Here is an 18,893-nt window from a genome sequence, read left to right as displayed (position 1 = left end):
ATTGATTTCTATAAGGACAATAAGCTTTATTAGTGCCTCGCAGCACACAAAAAAGACAAGGGATCACAACTCCCTTGTCTTTTTTATGATATTCACTTAGTATTACGAACTTTATACGCAATCATCAATAAGAGAAACCAAACTGGAGTGACAAATAGAGAAACACGCGTATCTTTCGCGAGTGCCAGCACCACCAGTATGAACACTAGAAAAGCCAGTGTTACGTAATTGGATAATGGAAAAAGCGGCATTTTAAATGTATTCACCTTTGCGACATCTGGTCTTGTTTTCCGATATTTCAAATGGCAAATCACAATAATGCCCCAAATAAAGATGAAGCAGATAGTAGAAACACTTGTGATAAGCGTAAAGACTTGCTCTGGCATTATATAGTTCAGAATAACACCAATCAGAATGGCAATGGCTGAAAAGAATAAGGCATTGCTTGGTACATTTGAGGCAGTCAGCTTTTGCAATGGTTCAGGTGCATGATGATCCTTGGCAAGCGAGTATACCATCCGGCTTGTACTAAATAGAGCACTATTGCCAGCTGAAGCAGCAGATGTCAGTACAACAAAATTAATGATGCTGGCGGCTGCTATGATACCGACCGCTGAGAATACTTGAACAAATGGGCTTTCAGCAGGATTGATGATATTCCATGGATAAATACTCATAATCACAAGAAGAGCGCCAATATAAAAAAGTAAAATCCGAATAGGTATATTGTTAATGGCTTTAGGAATTACTTTTTCTGGGTTTTCTGCTTCGCCTGCAGTAAGCCCCACAAGTTCAATGCCCGTAAACGCAAACACGACCATCTGGAATGAGAGAATAAATCCATGTAAACCATTTGGAAACATGCCGCCGTGACTCCAAAGATTCGTGAAGGCGGCTGTGCTTGACTGTGTGGAAAATCCTTTTATGATCAAGACAATACCGATAACAATCAGTGCCAGTATTGCGATGATTTTGATTAACGCAAACCAGAACTCCAATTCTCCAAAAAGTTTGACAGTCGCGAGATTCATAATGAGCAACATCACAAGCGCAATGAACCCTGGCATCCATTGGGGTACATCAGGAAACCAATATTGGGTATAAAGTCCGACAGCTGTTAAATCAGCCATAGCAAGTGAGATCCAGCAAAACCAGTATGTCCAGCCAGTAATAAATGCTGCCATATTTCCTAAATAATCTCTTACAAAATCAACAAAAGAGTGATATCCCGCGTTAGATAGGAGCAGCTCTCCCAGTGAACGCATAATGAAAAAGAGAAATACACCCGTAATCATGTAAGCAAATAAAATAGAGGGGCCTGAAAAATGTATTGATTTCCCTGATCCTAGGAATAAACCAGTTCCGATTGCCCCCCCAATCGCTATGAGTTGTATGTGCCTGTTTTTAAGGCCTCTGGACAATTTTCGTTTGTGCAGAGAATGGTCCATAGTGGAATCGTCCGTCACTTTATGTTTTCCTCCAATAAAAAATATAAGTTATCTTGGTTGTTTAGGTACATAGCTTCCTAAATTTTTTATCTATCATTATAACAGGAAACGTAAATTATATTAAATTTTATTGATTTTTTTAATTAAATGTAACTAATTTATTATCTTTCTCTCTATTTTTATAAGGTGTCATATCCATCAGGAGGTGTAAAGGGTTTCTTTTCTATCGCTCTTCTACCGCTCTCATATATATTCCACTATTTTTATTAAAATAATAATGTGAGAAGAAGATAACTAGTTAACATTCAGACATGATAAGAGATTGAGTTCTTGGGTTGTTTGTCCTGATCTTTAAGATGTATTTTACGCAGTATCGGAACTTTGTCATCAATATGTTCCCGAAGAGTGATAAACTGTTTACGAATTATTACTTTTGAAGGGGGACAACCTGAGTAAATCATAGATCAAAAACACCAAAAATAAAAAGGGCGTCTGTTTAAACAAATAACGTAATTATTTTTAATCGGTGCAATCTGGTGAGACAGGATGCTGATTGTTTCCTGCATATAAAAACATTTAACGGAATATTCAAAAAGAAAGGATCCATGTGAATGCAAGGTCTTAAATGAGATAAGATTCCCTCAGTACAAGGCATAAAAACTGATGTCCGTTTTTTCCATTTTGACTAATAAGGACAAAGGATGATATAGATGAAAAGGATTGATAAAATATACCGCCAGCTGCTGCAAAATTTTCATAAGACTGACGTACATCATCTTCTAAACGTGCAGGGAAATTCAGCAAAGGAAATTGCTCAGCAATTAAAGATAGACCGATCCAATGTCAGTTTTGAATTAAACAATCTCGTGCGGTCCAAAAAGGTGATAAAGATTAAAACGTTTCCCGTGCGCTATATTCCGGTGGAAGTAGTGGAGAAAGCATTCAACAAAAAATGGGATACAGAGATAATGGAAGTTAAAGAGCTGAAGCAGTTTTCTGAAAACCCAAAAAAGATACATCAAAACATTTCTATGAATCCACTAGAACTTATGATTGGAGCAAAAGGGAGTTTGAAGAAAGCAATTTCTCAAGCAAAAGCAGCTGTCTTTTATCCTCCACACGGTCTGCACATGCTCCTCTTAGGGCCAACAGGCTCCGGTAAATCCCTTTTTGCGAACCGAATTTATCAGTTTGCGACTTATTCTGACATTTTGAAGCCTGGTTCTCCGTTCATCACATTTAATTGTGCAGATTACTATAACAATCCTCAATTATTACTCTCTCAATTATTTGGTCATAAGAAAGGAGCATATACTGGCGCGAACGAAGATAAAGCCGGTTTAGTTGAGCAGGCCGACGGGGGTATTCTGTTTATGGATGAAATCCATCGTCTTCCGCCTGAGGGACAAGAAATGCTGTTTTATTTCATTGACAGCGGATCTTATAACCGCCTTGGAGAAACTGAGCATAAACGAACATCGAAAGTATTATTTATTTGCGCAACTACCGAAAATCCTAATTCTGCCTTATTAAAAACATTTTTGCGAAGAATTCCAATGACGATTCATATTCCGTCGCTGGAAGAACGATCTCTTAAAGAGAGAGTTGACCTGACAACGTTTTTATTGGGAAAAGAAGCAGAGCGTATTAAGAAGAATCTAAGTGTGCATATCGATGTATATAATGCATTGATTCATTCTGCGAAATTTGGGAATGTGGGACAGCTGAAATCAAATGTACAATTAGTTTGTGCACATGGATTTTTACATAATCTTGACAGAGATGAAGTTGTGGAACTGACCGTTCGGGATCTCCCGGATGAAATCAAGCAAGATTGGATGTCAAGCAGCAAAAACATGAAAAGAAGCAGAACGATTTCTGAATATGTCAATATCACTACCATCATATCCCCGATAGTAGAAGATGAAACAACAAAAATTGATGATGATCTATCATTTAATTTGTATCATTTGATAGAAAAAAAGGTCGAAGTGTTAAACAAAGAAGGTTTGTCCAAAAAGGAAATAAACCAATATATTTTAACGGATATTCATTTGCATGTCAGAAGCTTTTTTAACCAAAGAGCTTTTCGAAATGACAATCTGCTGACATTTGTTGAGGACGACGTGATTCAAATGACAAAGCAATTAAAAGAAGTAGCAGAAGATGAATTAAATTGCACATTTGACCGTAAATTTATTTATTTCTTAAGTATGCATATCGATTCATTTTTAAAACGCGGTAAGCAAATTGATGTTTTAAATGCGCAGGAAACAGATGAAATCCGTGATACACATGTGAAAGAGTATGAGGTGGCGCTCATATTTAAAGACAAAATTCAGGAACACTTCAGAGTAACCGTCCCGGAAATAGAAGTCATCTACTTAACGATGCTGATTCATTCCATCAAAACGTTAAAAGAAAACAAAAGAGTGGGAATAGTGGTTGCCGCACATGGAAATAGCATGGCGAGTTCAATGGTTGAAGTAGCGACGGAGCTTTTAGGGAGCACCCCAATTGCGGCCGTCGATATGCCTCTTTCTGTTTCACCTGCGGAAATCATGGAACGCTTAGCGGAGAAAATGAAGCAGGTAGATGAAGGTGAAGGTGTTTTAATGCTTGTTGACATGGGGTCACTTGCAATGCTGGAAAGCAAGCTTGAAGAAAAAACAGGCATCAAAATTAAAACAATCAGCAATGTCACGACCTCAATGGTGCTGGACGCCGTCAGAAAGGTGAACTATCTGAATTTACATTTACATGCCATATATGATTCGGTCACAAAGGATTTTATTGAGTTATGGGATCGGCAGCCTGCCGCCTCACCAGGCAAAAAGAGGGCGTTGGTTTCGATCTGCACAACAGGCAGCGGAACGGCGAAAAAGCTGGAAGACATCTTAACAACAATCGTAAACAAGGCCTCTGATGCACCTATCCACATATTGACCGTATCATCGATTAAATTGGCAAACAGCATTAAAGAAATCGAAAAAGAGTATGAGATCCTTGCGACAGTAGGAACAAAAGATCCTAAAATCAATGCTCCGCATGTATCCTTGGAGGTCTTAATTGAAGGTGAAGGAGAGAAGATGATCCAACAGGCGATCACAAAAGGCACCATCCCGATGAGTAATGGATTATCGGGAACAAACATCATTGTACGGGAGCTTTGCGAGGATAGTTTGAAAAAGTATCTGGTTTTTTTGAACCCCCATCACATTATAGATATCTTATTAGAGTGGCTTCAAACCATTCAAGACGAGCTAGGCATCATTTTTAATAACACAGTGATGATTAAAGTGATTATGCATACGGCTTTTGCCTTTGAAAGGGTGATTAAACAGAATCCGATTGCCTTTTCCGAAGAAGACGAAATAACCGATCAGCTGAAAGAGATTTTTGAGGTAACAGAGCGAACATTAATCCCTTATGAAGAAAAATTAGGGCTGAACATAAGCGATGATGAAAAATTATATATAGCCGCCATTTTTGCTGAAGAAGTACATGGCCATATGTGTTAAAAGCGATTTTTTTACGTAAACCTGTATTAAATGGAACGCCATTTTAATACAGGTTTATTTTTGTATCCACAAGTGTTTCAATCAGCTTTCTTTATGTGCTGTAAAACAAATGAAAACGCTTAACACAGCTTCTTTGGCACGATACTTGCATTATAAATGGGTGTAGGAAAAAGGAAAGGAGCAAACGAGTTATGATTTCAGTCATTATTAGCGGACATGGGGACTTTCCCATAGCATTAAAAGAGTCTTCAGGCATGATATTCGGGGAAGAAAATCATTTGATAGCGGTGCCGTTTTTTAAAGGAGAGGGCATCCAAACGCTGCAAGAAAAATATCATCAGACGCTTCAGGATATTCCGAAAGAAAATGAGGTGCTGTTTTTAGTTGATATTTTTGGAGGTACACCGTATAACGCAGCGGCTTCCTTTATCGCTAAGGATCAAAGGATGGATATGGCTGCCGGCATAAACCTGCCGATCGTACTGGAGGTATTAAGCCTAAGAGAACACATGAAACTCAAAGAATTGCTGAATCACTTAAAAAAAATGAGCCAGCAAAGCTTTCAAGTTTGCAGTGAACATTTAGAAAAAGTGAAAACAGTCAGCGAAGAAAAAAGAGAGGATGAACTATGATGAACATTACATTGGCAAGAATTGATGACCGCTTTATTCACGGACAAATCCTGACAAGATGGATTAAAGTCCATGCAGCAGACCGAATCATCGTGGTGTCAGATGACGTTGCGCAGGATGAAATGAGAAAAACCCTGATCCTTTCGGTTGCTCCTTCCAATGTAAAGGCGAGTGCCGTATCAGTTTCTAAAATGGCAAAGGCGTTTCATAGTCCGCGCTACGAAGGGGTAACGGCGATGCTCTTGTTTGAAAACCCATCCGATGTTGTATCTCTCATAGAAGCAGGCGTCCCTATCAAAACCGTAAATGTCGGAGGTATGCGTTTTGAGAATAATCGCCGGCAAATCACCAAATCAGTCAGCGTAACGGAAAAGGATATAGAGGCATTTGAATTATTAAATGAATTAGGCGTCACACTGGAATTGAGGCAGCTGCCTTCTGATGCCAGCGAAGACTTTTTGGAGATTTTAAGAAATGTAACAAAATCATCAAGGGGATGAGATGATGACGTCAATACAAATTATTTTGTTGTTAATCATTGCAGCCATTACAGGTATAGCAAGTGTATTGGATGAAGGACAAACACACCGTCCGCTGATTGCCTGCACGTTGGTTGGCCTGGTGCTGGGTGATCTGAAAACAGGAATTATCTTAGGAGGAACGCTGGAGCTGATGGCGCTGGGCTGGATGAATGTCGGCCTTGCCATAGCACCGGATACAGCTATTGCCTCTGTGATTTCAACCATTTTGGTGATTACCGCTGATCAAGGCATTGGTGAAGGCATTGCCGTCGCTGTTGCTTTGGCAGCTGCAGGTCAAGCGCTTACTATTTTTGTCCGAACAATTACTGTCTTTTTCATTCACCGTGCTGATAAATATGCGAGGGAGGGAAATATCAAAGGAATTGAAATTATGCATATTACCGCTATGGTGTTTCAAGCGCTGCGTGTCATGATACCGACTTTGATTGTGGCCTTAATCAGTGTGAGCGCTGTTCAGGCGTTCTTGGGAAATATTCCGGAAGTCATTACCAAAGGGTTGCAAATAGGCGGAGGCATCATTGTTGTTGTGGGGTATGCCATGGTGATCAATATGATGAATATCCCTTATCTGAAGCCGTTTTTCTATATTGGTTTTTTGTTGGCAGCGTTTACCGATTTCAATTTAGTAGGGTTTGGCGCTCTCGGCCTTTGTCTGGCGCTTTTATATCAGCAGGTTATGCAAAAACATAGCGCACACGGAGCAGTCGCCGCAGCCACAGACGGCAGCAATGCCGCTGTCTATGATGATGATGATCTAGATGCATAAAGAACGAGGGGGGATGAAAAATGGAGAAAGAAAAAAGATTAACGAAAAAAGACATTTTCAGTATGTTTATCCGTTCGAATTTCTTGCTCGGCTCATTTAACTTTGAACGTGTGCAGGCAATGGGATATTGCTATGTGATGATACCGGCGATCAAAAAATTGTACGGTCCGGGAGCGAAAAGAAACGCAGCATTGCAGCGGCACTTGGAATGGTTTAATACACATCCGTGGCTGTCCGCACCCATATTTGGGGTGACAGCTGCCATGGAAGAAGAAATGGCGAACAATAAAGGAATTGACGGGAAAGCAATAAGCGGGATGAAAATCGGTTTAATGGGTCCGATAGCGGGTGTGGGTGACCCTATTTTCTGGGGAACCGTACGTCCCGTATTGGCTGCTTTAGGAGCTTCTCTTGCTTTAGGCGGAAACATTGCCGGTCCTCTGCTGTTCTTTTTCCTGCTGAATGCCATCAGATTAACCACAAAATATTACGGTTTAAAGTACGGCTATGTAAAAGGGATGGAGATTTTGCAGGATTTAACAGGGAATCGTATTCAAAAACTGACAGAAGGTGCATCCATCCTCGGGTTATTTGTGATGGGGGCTTTGGTCTCCAAGTGGACCACCATCAACATCCCAATCGTTGTTTCAAGAATTAAAGATGATAACGGAAAAGTTGACGTTCAAACTGTGCAAAATATTTTAGACAGCATTATGCCGGGGGTGCTGCCTTTAGGATTGACTTTATTAGTGGCATGGATGCTGCGAAAAGGAGTAAATCCGCTCCTTATTATAGTTGGCATATTTGTGATCGGTATTCTTGGCTATTGGGCTGGATTTCTGGCATAAGCGCTTAAATGGGTAAAAAGGGGAGAACCTGCAGAAGTCTTTCTCATAACCTCTTCATCATTCGATACAGCTTTTATCACGGATCCACTCGTGCAGATGTCTCTCTTGAATGTGTTCATATGTTAGAGAGGAGAGAATCAGAATGAAAAAGAAGCTTATTCAAGTCGTGATCCTGTTCACCATGCTGTTTACTATGGCATTACCAGTAAGTGCAGCCGATTCAAGCTACTATGATGAGGATTACCGTCCTCAATATCACTTTACACCAGAGGCAAACTGGATGAATGATCCAAACGGAATGGTTTATTATGCAGGGGAGTATCATTTGTTTTATCAGCATCATCCATATGGTCTGCAATGGGGGCCGATGCATTGGGGCCATGCAGTAAGCAAGGATTTAGTTCATTGGAAGCATCTCCCTATAGCGCTGTCACCGGATGAAAAAGGCACGATTTTTTCCGGAAGCACAGTGGTCGATTGGAATAATACAAGCGGTTTTCAAACCGGAAAGGAGAAGCCGCTTGTCTCTATATATACACAGGATCACGAAGACGGCCAAGTGCAAAGCATCGCCTATAGTAATGATAAAGGAAGAACGTGGACGAAATACTCAGGTAATCCGGTCATTCCTAACCCGGGAAAAAAAGACTTTCGCGATCCGAAAGTGTTTTGGTACGAAAAAGATAAAAAGTGGGTGATGGTGCTGGCAGCTGGTGACCGAATTCTCATTTATACATCGAAAAACTTGAAGCAGTGGACATATGCAAGTGAGTTTGGGCAAGGACAAGGTAGTCATGGAGGCGTATGGGAATGCCCGGATTTATTTGAGCTTCCTGTAGACGGCAATCCGAAACAAAAGAAATGGGTGATGCAAGTCAGTGTCGGAAACGGTGCGGTTTCAGGAGGATCAGGCATGCAATATTTTGTAGGGAGTTTCGATGGAACAACTTTTAAGAACGAAAACCCCCCAGACAAAGTATTATGGACCGACTACGGTAAAGACTTTTATGCAGCTGTTTCTTGGTCTGATACACCATCTTCAGACGGACGGCGGCTTTGGCTAGGGTGGATGAGCAATTGGCAATATGCCAACGATGTTCCTACATCTCCATGGAGAAGTGCAATGACTATTCCAAGAGAAGTAAAATTGAAAGCGTTCTCTAAAGGGGTCAGAGTCATTCAAACACCAGTAACAGAACTGCAATCCATCCGCGGGGCCTCACATGAGTGGAAAAATAAGAGCATATCGCCAGAGAGCAGTAATGTATTGGCGGGCCTATCTGGAGATGCTTATGAAATGAATGCAGAGTTTCAAGTGAACCCAGGTTCGGCTTCTGAATTTGGTTTTAAGGTTCGAACAGGGAGACATCAATATACAAAAGTCGGCTACCATCAAAAGAGCGGCAAACTGTTCGTTGACCGAAGCCAATCCGGAAACGTCACCTTCAATCCAACCTTTAACACTGGGAAACAAGCAGCTCCGCTGAAGCCGGTAAATGGAAAGATAAAAATGCGTATTTTTGTTGACCGCTCTTCAGTCGAAGTATTTGGCAATGACGGACAGCAGGTGTTGACTGACATCATTCTTCCGGATCGATCAAGCAAAGGTCTTGAATTATATGCTGTTAATGGCCGTGTTAAGGTAAACTCCCTAACGATTCATCCTTTAAATAAAGTATGGGGAGCGTCACCGTTTATATCCAATTTGACTGGCTGGACAACTGTAAACGGTACGTGGGCTGACACAATTGATGGAAAACAAGGACGATCAGACGGCGATTCCTTCATTATGTCTTCAGCATCTGGAGCAGATTCCACCTATGAATCTGACATTACAGTTAAAGATGGGAACGGAAAAGGGGCAGGAGCTCTTGTGTTTCGTTCAGACAAAGATGCACAAAATGGTTATGTAGCCAATGTGGATGCGAAACATGATCTGGTGAAATTTTTTAAATTTGAGGATGGTGTTGCCACTGTTATTGCTGAATATAAAACACCGATAGATATAAATAAAAAGTATCATCTGAAAACTGTGGCTCAAGGCACTCACTTTAAAATATATTTGGATGACCGTCTGGTGATAGATGCTGAGGATTCTGCATTCTCAGAAGGCCAATTTGGCTTGAACGTTTGGGATGCAACAGCAGCCTTCCAGAATGTCAACGCGGGAAGCTTGGATGTCAGAAGATAAAGAATTGAAAAGATGATACTTGAATCAAAGGACTTGTGATTAGAGAAGACCTAATACATCTTCTCTATAAAAAAGGCACAGACTCAAACCGTCTGTGCCTTTGTGTTATTTCAACAGTTTCAATGATTCGCGGTTAAATGCTTCCAAATCATCAGGTGTTCTACTTGTTACAATGTTGTGGCTAACGACTACTTCTTCGTCTTTGTAGTTTGCACCAGCATTGATCAAGTCTTTGCGGATGCTGCGGTAGCCAGTGATGTCTTTGCCTTTCAGAAGATCCGTATCAATGAGTACCTGCGGGCCGTGGCAAATAGCGAAAACAGGTTTCTCATTTTCTACGAATGCTTTCGCAAACTCACCTGGGCGGTCATCTCCGCGAAGCAAATCTGGGGAAAATCCTCCAGGAATCAATAGGGCATCGAATTCACTAGCATCTACATCGGAGATCGCTTTGTCGATCTTCACTCTCTCGCCATGTTTACCGGTAACTTCCTTGCCCGCTTCCAAATCAATGGCTACAACGCTATGCCCAGCTTCTTCGTATGCCTTTACCGGACTTGTATATTCAATATCTTCGAATTGGTCTGTAACGAGAACAGCGATTTTTTTGCTCATATTTATACCTCCTATGAAATCTTATATACCATAGAATAACAGGCAGGTACATCTTCCTTCAAAATATTTGCTTGTCAGATGTTCCTCGCAGAAGTCCTGCGAAGGCGTTGCTTTATAGGTTTTATGGTTTTATATCATTTATCACAATTTGGTAAAATTGCCGCCAAAACGAGGCTAAAGGATAGTACTCTTTTCAACCTGTTTCTTTTTTAAAAATAGACTTTTTAAATGATTTTCACGTCCTGTCTGAACAGTGCAGTAAACAAAAAATAGTATGGCTACCCCACCTTTTACAACTATTCCGAACTTATAATGTAGACATATCAATAACGAATCGATAGCGTACATCACTGCGAAGAACACGCTCATAAGCTTCATCCACTTGATCGGCACGAATTACTTCTATTTTAGGTGCAATGCCATGCTGAGCAGCGAAATCTAGCATCTCTTGTGTTTCTGGAATTCCGCCGACAAGAGAACCTGCAAGGCTGCGGCGGCCCATGATTAAGGAAAATACACTATATTTGTCCGGCTCGGCCGGTGCCCCTACATTGACGAGTGTTCCGTCTATTCGAAGCAATGATAAATAGGCATCTACATCAAGATTCGCGGATACCGTATTTAAGATTACGTCAAAACGCCCGGCCAATTCAGTAAATGTAGCTTGATTACTGGTTGCATAGTAATGGTCTGCCCCTAGTTCAAGAGCTTCCTCTTTCTTATTCATAGAGCGGCTCAGGACGGTTACCTCTGCACCCAAAGCATGCGCAAATTGAATCGCCAAATGACCAAGCCCGCCAACTCCTACAATCGCAACCTTTTTCCCTAGGCCGACGTTCCAGTGTTTTAGAGGGGAGTATGTTGTAATCCCTGCACACAATAGAGGGCTGGCGACATCCAGCTCCAAACTGTCCGGTATCCGAACAACGAACCTGTCAGTGACAACGATTTTTTGGCTGTACCCGCCATACGTCGGATTTCCATCATAGTCCAGTGAATTATAAGTTTGGACAACACCTTTAGTGCAGAACTGTTCCTCACCACTGAGGCAGTATTCGCATTCTCCGCAGGAGTCAACAAAACAGCCGACGCCAACGCGATCTCCGACAGCGAATTTTGTGACTTCTGCTCCCACAGCCTCCACAACTCCGGCGATTTCGTGACCGGGAACCATCGGAAAAATTCCTCCGCCCCATTCATCGAACGCACTGTGGATATCGGAATGGCAAATACCGCTGAATTTAATGTCGATTAAGACGTCGTGCGCCCGTAATTCTCTTCTTTCAATTGTAGTCTGTTCAAATTTCGCTTTAGCATTTGGTACGCTTAATACACGAGTTTTATGATGATTACACATACAGACCTTCCTTTCATATAGTCAGTTTCCAGATAAGAACATGTCACTTGATGTTTGTCAGGTGTGTTCAACATCACTTTAAACCTTGAAGTCCACTTTAAGGCAAGAGTTTTTTTAAGATAATAGAATAAGAGTAAGCACAAATATTGAAGAAATACTGCTTTTTATATAATTAAGTATTAAATTCTTTACAACCGATCATATAAAACGAACGCATCGAATCAATTGACTCGATGCGTTCGTTTTATCATGTATCATACCATTCATCTCATCATGAACAGGTCCGTCTCCAGGAGTAATGTCTACATGCAACCCACTGTCTTTTGTTACACCATGCCAATGTTTTGCGTACGGCGGAATATTCTCGACATCTCCTGAAGAATGAGATTGAGAAATACGTCAGCAGTTTCAATTTGTTTCTTCTTGACTTAAAGTGAACTTTAAGTGTTATCTTCAAAAACAGCAGGATAAAGAGGTGAAAAATATGAATATTACGCAAGTGGCAAAGCAGTTTGGCCTAACAGCCGCAACGCTCCGCTATTATGAACGTGTTGGATTGATCCCGCCGGTAAAACGAAAAGAAAGCGGCATCCGCGATTATGGTGAAGAAGATATCAAATGGGTTGAATTCATCAAATGCATGCGAAATGCTGGACTAACGATAGACGCGTTAATTGAATATACAACGTTATTTACTGAAGGAGACCGAACAGTAGAAGCCCGCAAAAATATCCTGGCGGACGAAAGACAGCGGTTGATAGAAAAGCGGAGAGAAATTGATGAAACAATAAAAAGATTAAATAAAAAAATTGAGGATTATGATGGGAAACTGCGCGAAAATGAGGACAAACTCAAAAGCAGACCCAAAATGGAAAGTTTTCATGGATAAGTGCAAGTAAGGCTAGAATGAATGAAACAATTCCTTCTTTGTTAACATTTATCATAAAAGAGCAGGGGAAATCGCGGAAAAACGCGGTGTTCCCCGTATCCATATCGCGTTTGCATGGCTGCTGCAGAAAGAGCCTGTAACGGTGCTACGAAAATGTCACACCTTGAAGATGCCGTAGATGCTCTTGCAGTTAAATTGACGACTCAAGAAGTTAGGTTTCTAGAAGAACCATATGTACCTCACCGAATAGTTGGTCATCATTAATTGTGCTCGAAAACGATATTGCTGGAAATCAACAAGATACTATGTTTCGGATTGAGAGAAAGAATAGAGGGCGTATGATAAAAACTGGCCTATTCCAATTCTTCAAGGAATTCTCAGGCCTAAGGAGCAGGGAGAATGATAGAAAAACAGTATACAATGATCGCGAGTACAGGCTTCGCACGTGCAGCGGCCTTGTTAGTACGTGCGGCTTGTCAATTTAGCTCCAGTATATATCTTGAATATCAAGGGCAAGCTGTCGATCTGAAAAATACACCCAAGTCCCTCATTGATGTGATGTCACTAGGAATTAAACCTAATACCCACATTAGGATAAGAGCTAATGGCTTTGACGAGAAACAGGCTTTACAAGTGATAGAAGATCATTTGCAAAAAAACAAGTTCACAAAGAAATGAGGTAGAAAACCTCTCTTTTTTTATCATTTTCAGGGACTCGCTCCAAGTCCCTATTTTTTATAGGAGCGTTTTGTTAAATGTCTATCTTTAAAGAAACAACTCATTTCTCTTATTTTAAAGCAGAAATCTTATAATTGGAAAGGATAGGGTAATAAAAAAGGCATCCATAAGGGTGCCTAAAATGAATCTTTACTGAATGATTACCTATTGCATCTTTTTACTGGTTTACAGCATGGATTTCTTAAGTCACTTCCACAATCATATTCCTCAACGATATTTTCATTCTCTACAGATTGTGTCACTGGATAATAATTTTCTACTCTTGTAACATTTCTATTAACATTAACAATATGAGTAGGCTGAACACGTCTAACAGTACGTTCATTGGTTGTCGTATTTACAACATTTCTTGTGGGAGAAACAATTGTTTCTACATTGTTGCCTCCGTTACCTCCATTACCTCCGTTACTTCCGTTACCCCCATTAAAACCATTGAAGCCATTGAAGCCATTGAAGCCATTGAAGCTATTGGTACCGTTGTTCCCGCGACGAGAGCCGAACATGAATTCGTCCACACTTCTAAACCCACCGTTGTTGCAGCTCATCAAAATCACCCTCTCAAAAAATCTTGTCTTACAATATAAGTTATGATGAAGAAAAAAGGTTGTCCTAGACAAGAAACTCATATTATAAAAAATCCGCTATTATTTTAGGATTTCGATACACATGACAAGAAAGGGGCATAGTTTTCTATCATTTTAATTATATTTCCACCGTAGCTACGGGCCTGGAAGACCAATCAATCATTTTATACTTGATAATAGCAGTCCTGGTATTAAAATGACTTATATATTAAAATACTAATAATATTTCGAATTTTAAATCGAGGTGGGCTATGAAAACGATTGGTCTTATTGGCGGAATGAGTTGGGAGTCGTCGGCTGAGTACTATCGAATTATCAATGAGGAAATAAAAAAGAAGTTAGGGGGGTTACATTCGGCAAAGTGTCTTTTGTACAGTGTTAATTTTAAAGAGATTGAACACTTTCAATCAGAAGGAGCTTGGAATAAAGCTGGTAAAACCTTGGGGGAAGCAGCAAGATCATTAGAAAAAGCCGGAGCAGATTTTATTGTAATATGCACAAACACTATGCACAAAGTAATTAGTTATATCCAAGCAATGATCACAATACCTATTTTACATATTGCCGATGCAACTGCTGATCAAATGAACAGACAAGATATTCGTTCAGCAGGATTACTAGGTACCAAATATACAATGGAGCAAAATTTTTATAAAACTCGTATTGAGACTCATGGCATTAATATTATTGTGCCTAATGATAATGAAAGAGAATTAATAAATAATATTATCTATCAAGAACTATGTTTGGGTGAAATTAAACAGTCATCGAAAAACATTTATCACACCATCATAAATAATTTGATGAATAGAGGAGCGGAGGGAATAATTCTCGGATGTACTGAAATTGGATTACTAGTAAAAGCTGAAGATTTCAAAGTGCCAATATTTGATACAACCTTAATCCATGCTCGAGAAGCAGTGAATAAATCTCTTTCGATTTCATCTTAGAATCAGTTCCTTCCTATACTCTAAAACCGTTTTTTAAGAGCGGTTTTTTTATTATGTTTATACAAGTCATAAAATAGAAGGCTCTTTATAGGGGTGATAATATTATGATCCTTTCCACTGAAAATTTTGTTTGAAGATATTGAAGACGGCAGCAAGGTCTCACTAACACAATAGATAGACTTTGAAAACAATTGCGTAGTGAGGTGAGTATATCTGTTCTTATATACTAAACGGTATACCTATCCAGTTTTAGACATGACACGGGTGACGAGTTCAGGAATCAGATGACAATCCTGAAGCCTATGCCTAGTCATAGATTGATGATGACCTTACTTCAGCTGTTACAGATTTTTGAAATAAAAAACCAAGGTGATTCATTTCATCCATCCTTAAAGCTAATGAATAATAATGAAAAACAAATTTATGTAGTTCTTTATTTTTCAGTCTAATGATGTAGATTAAATAAGCTAAATGTAGAAAGAATTTGTTTCTCATTTTAGATATATTAAGAGAGGGGGTGTGAATAATGAGAATAAAAAATCTTGAAATATTTGTTTCTCATTTTAATCAAACTGTAAGCTTTTATAAAGATATCCTTCAATTTAAAAGGCTGGCGTTAACTGATACATTAGCCACATTTCAAGTGGGAGAAAGCATTTTAACCTTGCATCAAGACGAAGTGAATCGCTATTACTATCATTTTGCGTTTAATATCCATTCGAATATTTTCGCAGAAGCTAAAGAATGGCTGAAAAAGAAGGTTAATTTACTTGAAGAAAATGGTGATGATGAAGTATGTTTTGCAAATGCAAAGGCAAGATCGATATATTTTGAAGATCCAGCAGGTAATATTGTTGAGTTTATTTCTCGATTAGAAACCTCTCCGGAAACGAGGTCAAAAGAATTCACGCCCGACAATGTAATAGGGATAAGCGAGATTGGTTTATCTACGAATCATGTTAAAGAATGTTTTGACTACCTTTTAAAGTTGGGAATCCGGCAAAGAAATGATGAACCTTTCTCAAAAAAACATTTACATTTCATGGGGGAGTATGAAGAAGGAGTCTATATTTTATTAGGTCCTGTCGGAAGACGGTGGATATTCTCGGATAAATACAGTATAGATGCACCACTTATGATTGAAACTGACCAAGGGATCATTAAAAATTTTGATGAGTAATCAAGCTTTTAATTGGTGTGTGACATATCTTTCATGCATTATTTTTGCTCGCATTGTCATCCCTATATTCCCAAATTTTATCCTCTCTTCTATCGGAAAATTCAGTAATAATGGCACTTCTCATATACCTGTTTGATGGTAATATGATCAATATATATAAACGAAAGGAGCGAAAATGGTCTGCCGAATCATTCCTGAACTGAATGTTAGAAAACCAGACGCAGGACATTTATTGTGAGGAGGATATAAGTTGAGAAAGTTAAAAATGGCAAGTTTATTAACCGTTATGATGGCGTCATTCTTCATTTTTTCTAGTCATGCACAAGCAGTTCAGTATTACACTGTCTCAACAAGCAGCGGTGCTCCCGTAAATATGCGCAGCGGCCCAGGTACAAGTTGGGGGATTGTAACGACTATTCCGAGCGGAACCCGCATCCCGATCTACTGCTACAAAACCGGTACAACTGTAACTGGAAAGTATGGAACGAGTAATATTTGGAACTACACAGAACGGACGCTTGCCAGCGGGGAGATCGTTCCTGGATTTGTCTCTGATACATATATGTATACAGGATCAGACGGCCCGGTAGTTCCTAAATGCAGCTGGTAGCATATGTTCTATCGTTCTTAAAATGAAGAAATTGAAGAAAGAGGGATGACATTGACTAAACTGAAAAAGCTGAGTATGTTAACCGTTATGATCGCATCATTATTCATTTTTTCCAGTCAAGCACTTGCCGTTCAGTACTTTACTGTCTCAACAAGCAGCGGTGCGCCTGTAAATATGCGCAGCGGTCCAGGTACAAACTATCCTATTATGCTTTCCATTCCTAGCGGTTCACGTGTTCCTTACTATTGTTACGCTTATGGGACGACTGTTACCGGAAAGTATGGAACGAGTAATATTTGGGATCAAATCCAGTGGAAAGATTCACGTGGTGTCGTGAACATTGGATATGTGTCTGACACATATGTCTACACAGGTTCAGACGGCCCTGTCGGTTACAAATGCAACTAGTTAAATACTCCGTAAAATAGAATCTCTTCTTAAGGGCCTATCTAGGAGAAACCATACCAACAACAATAGTTGGTATGGTTTTTCCTACGATTACGTCTTCCATATCTGCATTTGTGGTGATTTTCAAAAGAGATTCATGATGTTAGACACTGGTTGTTGTTGGACGACAAAATAACCAGCTGCTTTAGAGTGGTATCTAATGGTATAAAGTACGGAATTAAGATAGGAAAGAATCAATAGGAGAACGTAATATACAAACCTATTTTTCGTTGAAATCCCTAATATCACTTTGGTTAGACATCTCACATTGTCGTTCTCGTTAGTGAAAAGTTCTTTTTACGCTTCCTGAAATCTTCTCTAATTCCATAGTTAGTTTTACCTGTCCTATCATGAAAAATTTTAATCAATCCTTAACACGGGGGAGGCTTATTACAGAGTCCACCTACATCATTTGATAGTCACCATGTGTATAAACTGTTCCGTCCATAATACGTCGTGCGGTACGGACGATCTTTATACCAGTGGGCTCCAACATTGTTTCGATGATACCAGAAGGATGAGCTACCCGAACATTTGTAGAATGGATTTTTGCTATTCTTGCAGGGATTGTACCTTCCACTGAAAGCGCTCTTGTTGTACATATCGCCCCAGTGACCGCTAGTGCTTGATGAGGCTTTTGCATGGACATCATCCTGATGTGTAAGTCCATCTCAACGTTTGAATGCCAAGCACCTGTACTATCCTTATATTTCTCTGGTTTTGATACTATAGCCAGTTTGGGGACAGCCGGTGATAACTTTGTAGCTGAAAATCGACTGGCAAAGCCGCATTTCTCTGCAGCAATGGATCTTAATTCTTCAAATTGAGCCAACTGTAGATCAGTAAATTCTTCTGCAAGTTCCGTTCCATCCAGACCGATACTGCTCGCTTCCACAAAAACTAATGGATTTGCATAGTCGATAATAGACACCTCTATTGGGCCTTGACTTGTATCTAAAAGCTCCGAACTATTTCCAGTAGGCAATAAATGACCGGTAACTGAACCAGCGGCATTATGAAAGTTTAGATAGATTGGAGATCCAGATCCAGGTACTCCAGATATAGTAACATCTCCGTCATACTTGACCTGACCGTCTTCCACTTCCACTTCCGCAACGATCATTTTATTCGTATTGGTATTCAGTATCCTTACCGTAGTCATTGGTTCTGTCGCTTTTACAAGTCCTTCTTCGATAGCAAATGGACCAACAGCAGCGGAGATATTTCCGCAGTTCCCCTTAAAGTCCACCTTTTCTTCCAAAATGCTGACTTGACCGAAAGTATAGAGAACATCAATATCCGAAGTATATGCTTTCTTTATTATTGCCACTTTGCTAGTAAGGGAATTACCGCCACCCAAACCATCTATTTGTCTTTTATCAGGACTTCCCATAACATCAAGCAAAAAGGGCTCCCATTCGTTTTTATTGTTAGGCATGGCTGATTCATGGAAAAAAACGCCTTTGCTTGTTCCGCCTCTCATGATTGTTACATTCGTTTTGACCATCGTCATCATCCTCATCTTAAAGGTAGTATTTTATGTTTTTTAGTGTAGGAGTTGAAAAGACGAAAATA

General features: G+C 39.9%; 17 protein-coding genes and 1 pseudogene. 13 read left to right on the top strand and 5 right to left on the bottom strand.

The window, feature by feature from the left end:
• Positions 1-92: 92 nt before the first annotated feature.
• Positions 93-1,466 (bottom strand): amino acid permease, encoded by a 1,374-nt coding sequence (locus NST56_RS14565; protein ID WP_229146701.1) that lies wholly within the window; start codon positions 1,464-1,466, stop codon positions 93-95.
• A 692-nt stretch (positions 1,467-2,158) separates the two neighbouring features.
• On the opposite strand from NST56_RS14565, the gene NST56_RS14560 reads away from it, so the two are divergent.
• The 6 genes from NST56_RS14560 to NST56_RS14535 all read left to right on the top strand — a co-directional run bounded on the left by NST56_RS14560 (position 2,159) and on the right by NST56_RS14535 (position 9,948).
• Complete coding sequence (locus NST56_RS14560) at positions 2,159-4,969, top strand: sigma 54-interacting transcriptional regulator (RefSeq protein ID WP_339177379.1); 2,811 nt, start codon at positions 2,159-2,161, stop codon at positions 4,967-4,969.
• Positions 4,970-5,160: 191 nt separating this feature from the next.
• The gene (gene levD, locus NST56_RS14555; protein WP_010335074.1) at positions 5,161-5,601 is read left to right on the top strand and encodes a PTS fructose transporter subunit IIA; all 441 of its coding nucleotides are present in this window, start codon (positions 5,161-5,163) and stop codon (positions 5,599-5,601) included.
• On the top strand, positions 5,601-6,101 hold the full coding sequence (locus NST56_RS14550; RefSeq protein WP_010335073.1) for a mannose/fructose/sorbose PTS transporter subunit IIB: 501 nt from the start codon (positions 5,601-5,603) through the stop codon (positions 6,099-6,101). Before levD ends, NST56_RS14550 begins: the two co-directional genes overlap by 1 nt.
• Positions 6,102-6,105: 4 nt before the next feature.
• The gene (gene levF / locus NST56_RS14545; protein ID WP_339182248.1) at positions 6,106-6,909 is read left to right on the top strand and encodes a PTS fructose transporter subunit IIC; all 804 of its coding nucleotides are present in this window, start codon (positions 6,106-6,108) and stop codon (positions 6,907-6,909) included.
• A 20-nt stretch (positions 6,910-6,929) separates the two neighbouring features.
• Entirely contained in the window at positions 6,930-7,757 is an 828-nt protein-coding gene (levG, locus tag NST56_RS14540) for a PTS fructose transporter subunit IID (protein WP_168748318.1), read from the top strand.
• Positions 7,758-7,899: 142 nt separating this feature from the next.
• Complete coding sequence (locus NST56_RS14535; RefSeq protein ID WP_268450287.1) at positions 7,900-9,948, top strand: GH32 C-terminal domain-containing protein; 2,049 nt, start codon at positions 7,900-7,902, stop codon at positions 9,946-9,948.
• 105 nt (positions 9,949-10,053) lie between these two features.
• Here the strand turns inward: NST56_RS14535 and yraA are convergent, their stop codons facing one another.
• Both yraA and NST56_RS14525 read right to left on the bottom strand, forming a co-directional pair.
• Positions 10,054-10,563, bottom strand: a complete 510-nt coding sequence (yraA, locus tag NST56_RS14530; protein WP_010335069.1) for a cysteine protease YraA — start codon at positions 10,561-10,563, stop codon at positions 10,054-10,056.
• 307 nt (positions 10,564-10,870) lie between these two features.
• A complete protein-coding gene (locus NST56_RS14525; RefSeq protein WP_339177371.1) occupies positions 10,871-11,920 on the bottom strand; it encodes an NAD(P)-dependent alcohol dehydrogenase in 1,050 nt (349 codons plus the stop codon).
• Positions 11,921-12,404: 484 nt separating this feature from the next.
• Between NST56_RS14525 and NST56_RS14520 the strand changes: the two genes are divergently transcribed.
• From NST56_RS14520 to NST56_RS14510, 3 genes and pseudogenes are all read left to right on the top strand, one after another.
• Entirely contained in the window at positions 12,405-12,809 is a 405-nt protein-coding gene (locus NST56_RS14520; protein WP_010335066.1) for a MerR family transcriptional regulator, read from the top strand.
• 70 nt (positions 12,810-12,879) lie between these two features.
• Positions 12,880-13,073, top strand: a pseudogene (locus NST56_RS14515) (aldo/keto reductase); the annotation flags it as partial.
• Between the two features lie 135 nt (positions 13,074-13,208).
• Positions 13,209-13,487: an HPr family phosphocarrier protein gene (locus NST56_RS14510; RefSeq protein ID WP_010335065.1), complete on the top strand. Its 279-nt coding sequence runs from the start codon at positions 13,209-13,211 to the stop codon at positions 13,485-13,487.
• Positions 13,488-13,687: 200 nt separating this feature from the next.
• Here the strand turns inward: NST56_RS14510 and NST56_RS14505 are convergent, their stop codons facing one another.
• Positions 13,688-14,092: a CotD family spore coat protein gene (locus tag NST56_RS14505; protein ID WP_339177364.1), complete on the bottom strand. Its 405-nt coding sequence runs from the start codon at positions 14,090-14,092 to the stop codon at positions 13,688-13,690.
• A gap of 290 nt (positions 14,093-14,382) precedes the next feature.
• On the opposite strand from NST56_RS14505, the gene NST56_RS14500 reads away from it, so the two are divergent.
• From NST56_RS14500 to NST56_RS14485, 4 genes are all read left to right on the top strand, one after another.
• Positions 14,383-15,081 (top strand): aspartate/glutamate racemase family protein, encoded by a 699-nt coding sequence (locus tag NST56_RS14500; RefSeq protein ID WP_229146726.1) that lies wholly within the window; start codon positions 14,383-14,385, stop codon positions 15,079-15,081.
• 526 nt (positions 15,082-15,607) lie between these two features.
• Positions 15,608-16,261 carry a VOC family protein gene (locus tag NST56_RS14495; protein ID WP_339177361.1) on the top strand — a complete coding sequence of 218 codons (654 nt, stop codon included), beginning with the start codon at positions 15,608-15,610 and terminating at the stop codon, positions 16,259-16,261.
• 250 nt (positions 16,262-16,511) lie between these two features.
• Entirely contained in the window at positions 16,512-16,871 is a 360-nt protein-coding gene (locus NST56_RS14490) for an SH3 domain-containing protein (RefSeq protein WP_010335061.1), read from the top strand.
• A 51-nt stretch (positions 16,872-16,922) separates the two neighbouring features.
• A complete protein-coding gene (locus tag NST56_RS14485) occupies positions 16,923-17,279 on the top strand; it encodes an SH3 domain-containing protein (protein WP_024122261.1) in 357 nt (118 codons plus the stop codon).
• 442 nt (positions 17,280-17,721) lie between these two features.
• Here NST56_RS14485 and NST56_RS14480 read toward each other — a convergent pair whose 3' ends face one another.
• Positions 17,722-18,825, bottom strand: coding sequence for a 2-methylaconitate cis-trans isomerase PrpF family protein (locus NST56_RS14480; protein ID WP_198098302.1), 1,104 nt, complete (start codon positions 18,823-18,825; stop codon positions 17,722-17,724).
• Positions 18,826-18,893: the final 68 nt, after the last annotated feature.

Origin of the sequence: Bacillus sp. FSL R5-0560, assembly GCF_037966305.1 — a bacterium.
In the GTDB taxonomy this organism is placed as follows: Bacteria; Bacillota; Bacilli; order Bacillales; family Bacillaceae; genus Bacillus; species Bacillus mojavensis.
This window is presented reverse-complemented; position numbering and strand designations above follow the sequence as displayed.

Bases quoted from the DNA above. Each gene is read 5' to 3' on its own strand.
- NST56_RS14525 (WP_339177371.1), bottom strand. From the start codon at position 11,920: ATGTGTAATCATCATAAAACTCGTGTATTAAGCGTACCAAATGCTAAA.
- NST56_RS14495 (WP_339177361.1), top strand. From the start codon at position 15,608: ATGAGAATAAAAAATCTTGAAATATTTGTTTCTCATTTTAATCAAACT.
- NST56_RS14480 (WP_198098302.1), bottom strand. From the start codon at position 18,825: ATGGTCAAAACGAATGTAACAATCATGAGAGGCGGAACAAGCAAAGGC.
- NST56_RS14505 (WP_339177364.1), bottom strand. From the start codon at position 14,092: ATGAGCTGCAACAACGGTGGGTTTAGAAGTGTGGACGAATTCATGTTC.
- NST56_RS14520 (WP_010335066.1), top strand. From the start codon at position 12,405: ATGAATATTACGCAAGTGGCAAAGCAGTTTGGCCTAACAGCCGCAACG.
- NST56_RS14500 (WP_229146726.1), top strand. From the start codon at position 14,383: ATGAAAACGATTGGTCTTATTGGCGGAATGAGTTGGGAGTCGTCGGCT.
- levD (WP_010335074.1), top strand. From the start codon at position 5,161: ATGATTTCAGTCATTATTAGCGGACATGGGGACTTTCCCATAGCATTA.
- NST56_RS14560 (WP_339177379.1), top strand. From the start codon at position 2,159: ATGAAAAGGATTGATAAAATATACCGCCAGCTGCTGCAAAATTTTCAT.
- levF (WP_339182248.1), top strand. From the start codon at position 6,106: ATGACGTCAATACAAATTATTTTGTTGTTAATCATTGCAGCCATTACA.
- NST56_RS14535 (WP_268450287.1), top strand. From the start codon at position 7,900: ATGAAAAAGAAGCTTATTCAAGTCGTGATCCTGTTCACCATGCTGTTT.
- NST56_RS14550 (WP_010335073.1), top strand. From the start codon at position 5,601: ATGAACATTACATTGGCAAGAATTGATGACCGCTTTATTCACGGACAA.
- NST56_RS14510 (WP_010335065.1), top strand. From the start codon at position 13,209: ATGATAGAAAAACAGTATACAATGATCGCGAGTACAGGCTTCGCACGT.
- yraA (WP_010335069.1), bottom strand. From the start codon at position 10,563: ATGAGCAAAAAAATCGCTGTTCTCGTTACAGACCAATTCGAAGATATT.
- levG (WP_168748318.1), top strand. From the start codon at position 6,930: ATGGAGAAAGAAAAAAGATTAACGAAAAAAGACATTTTCAGTATGTTT.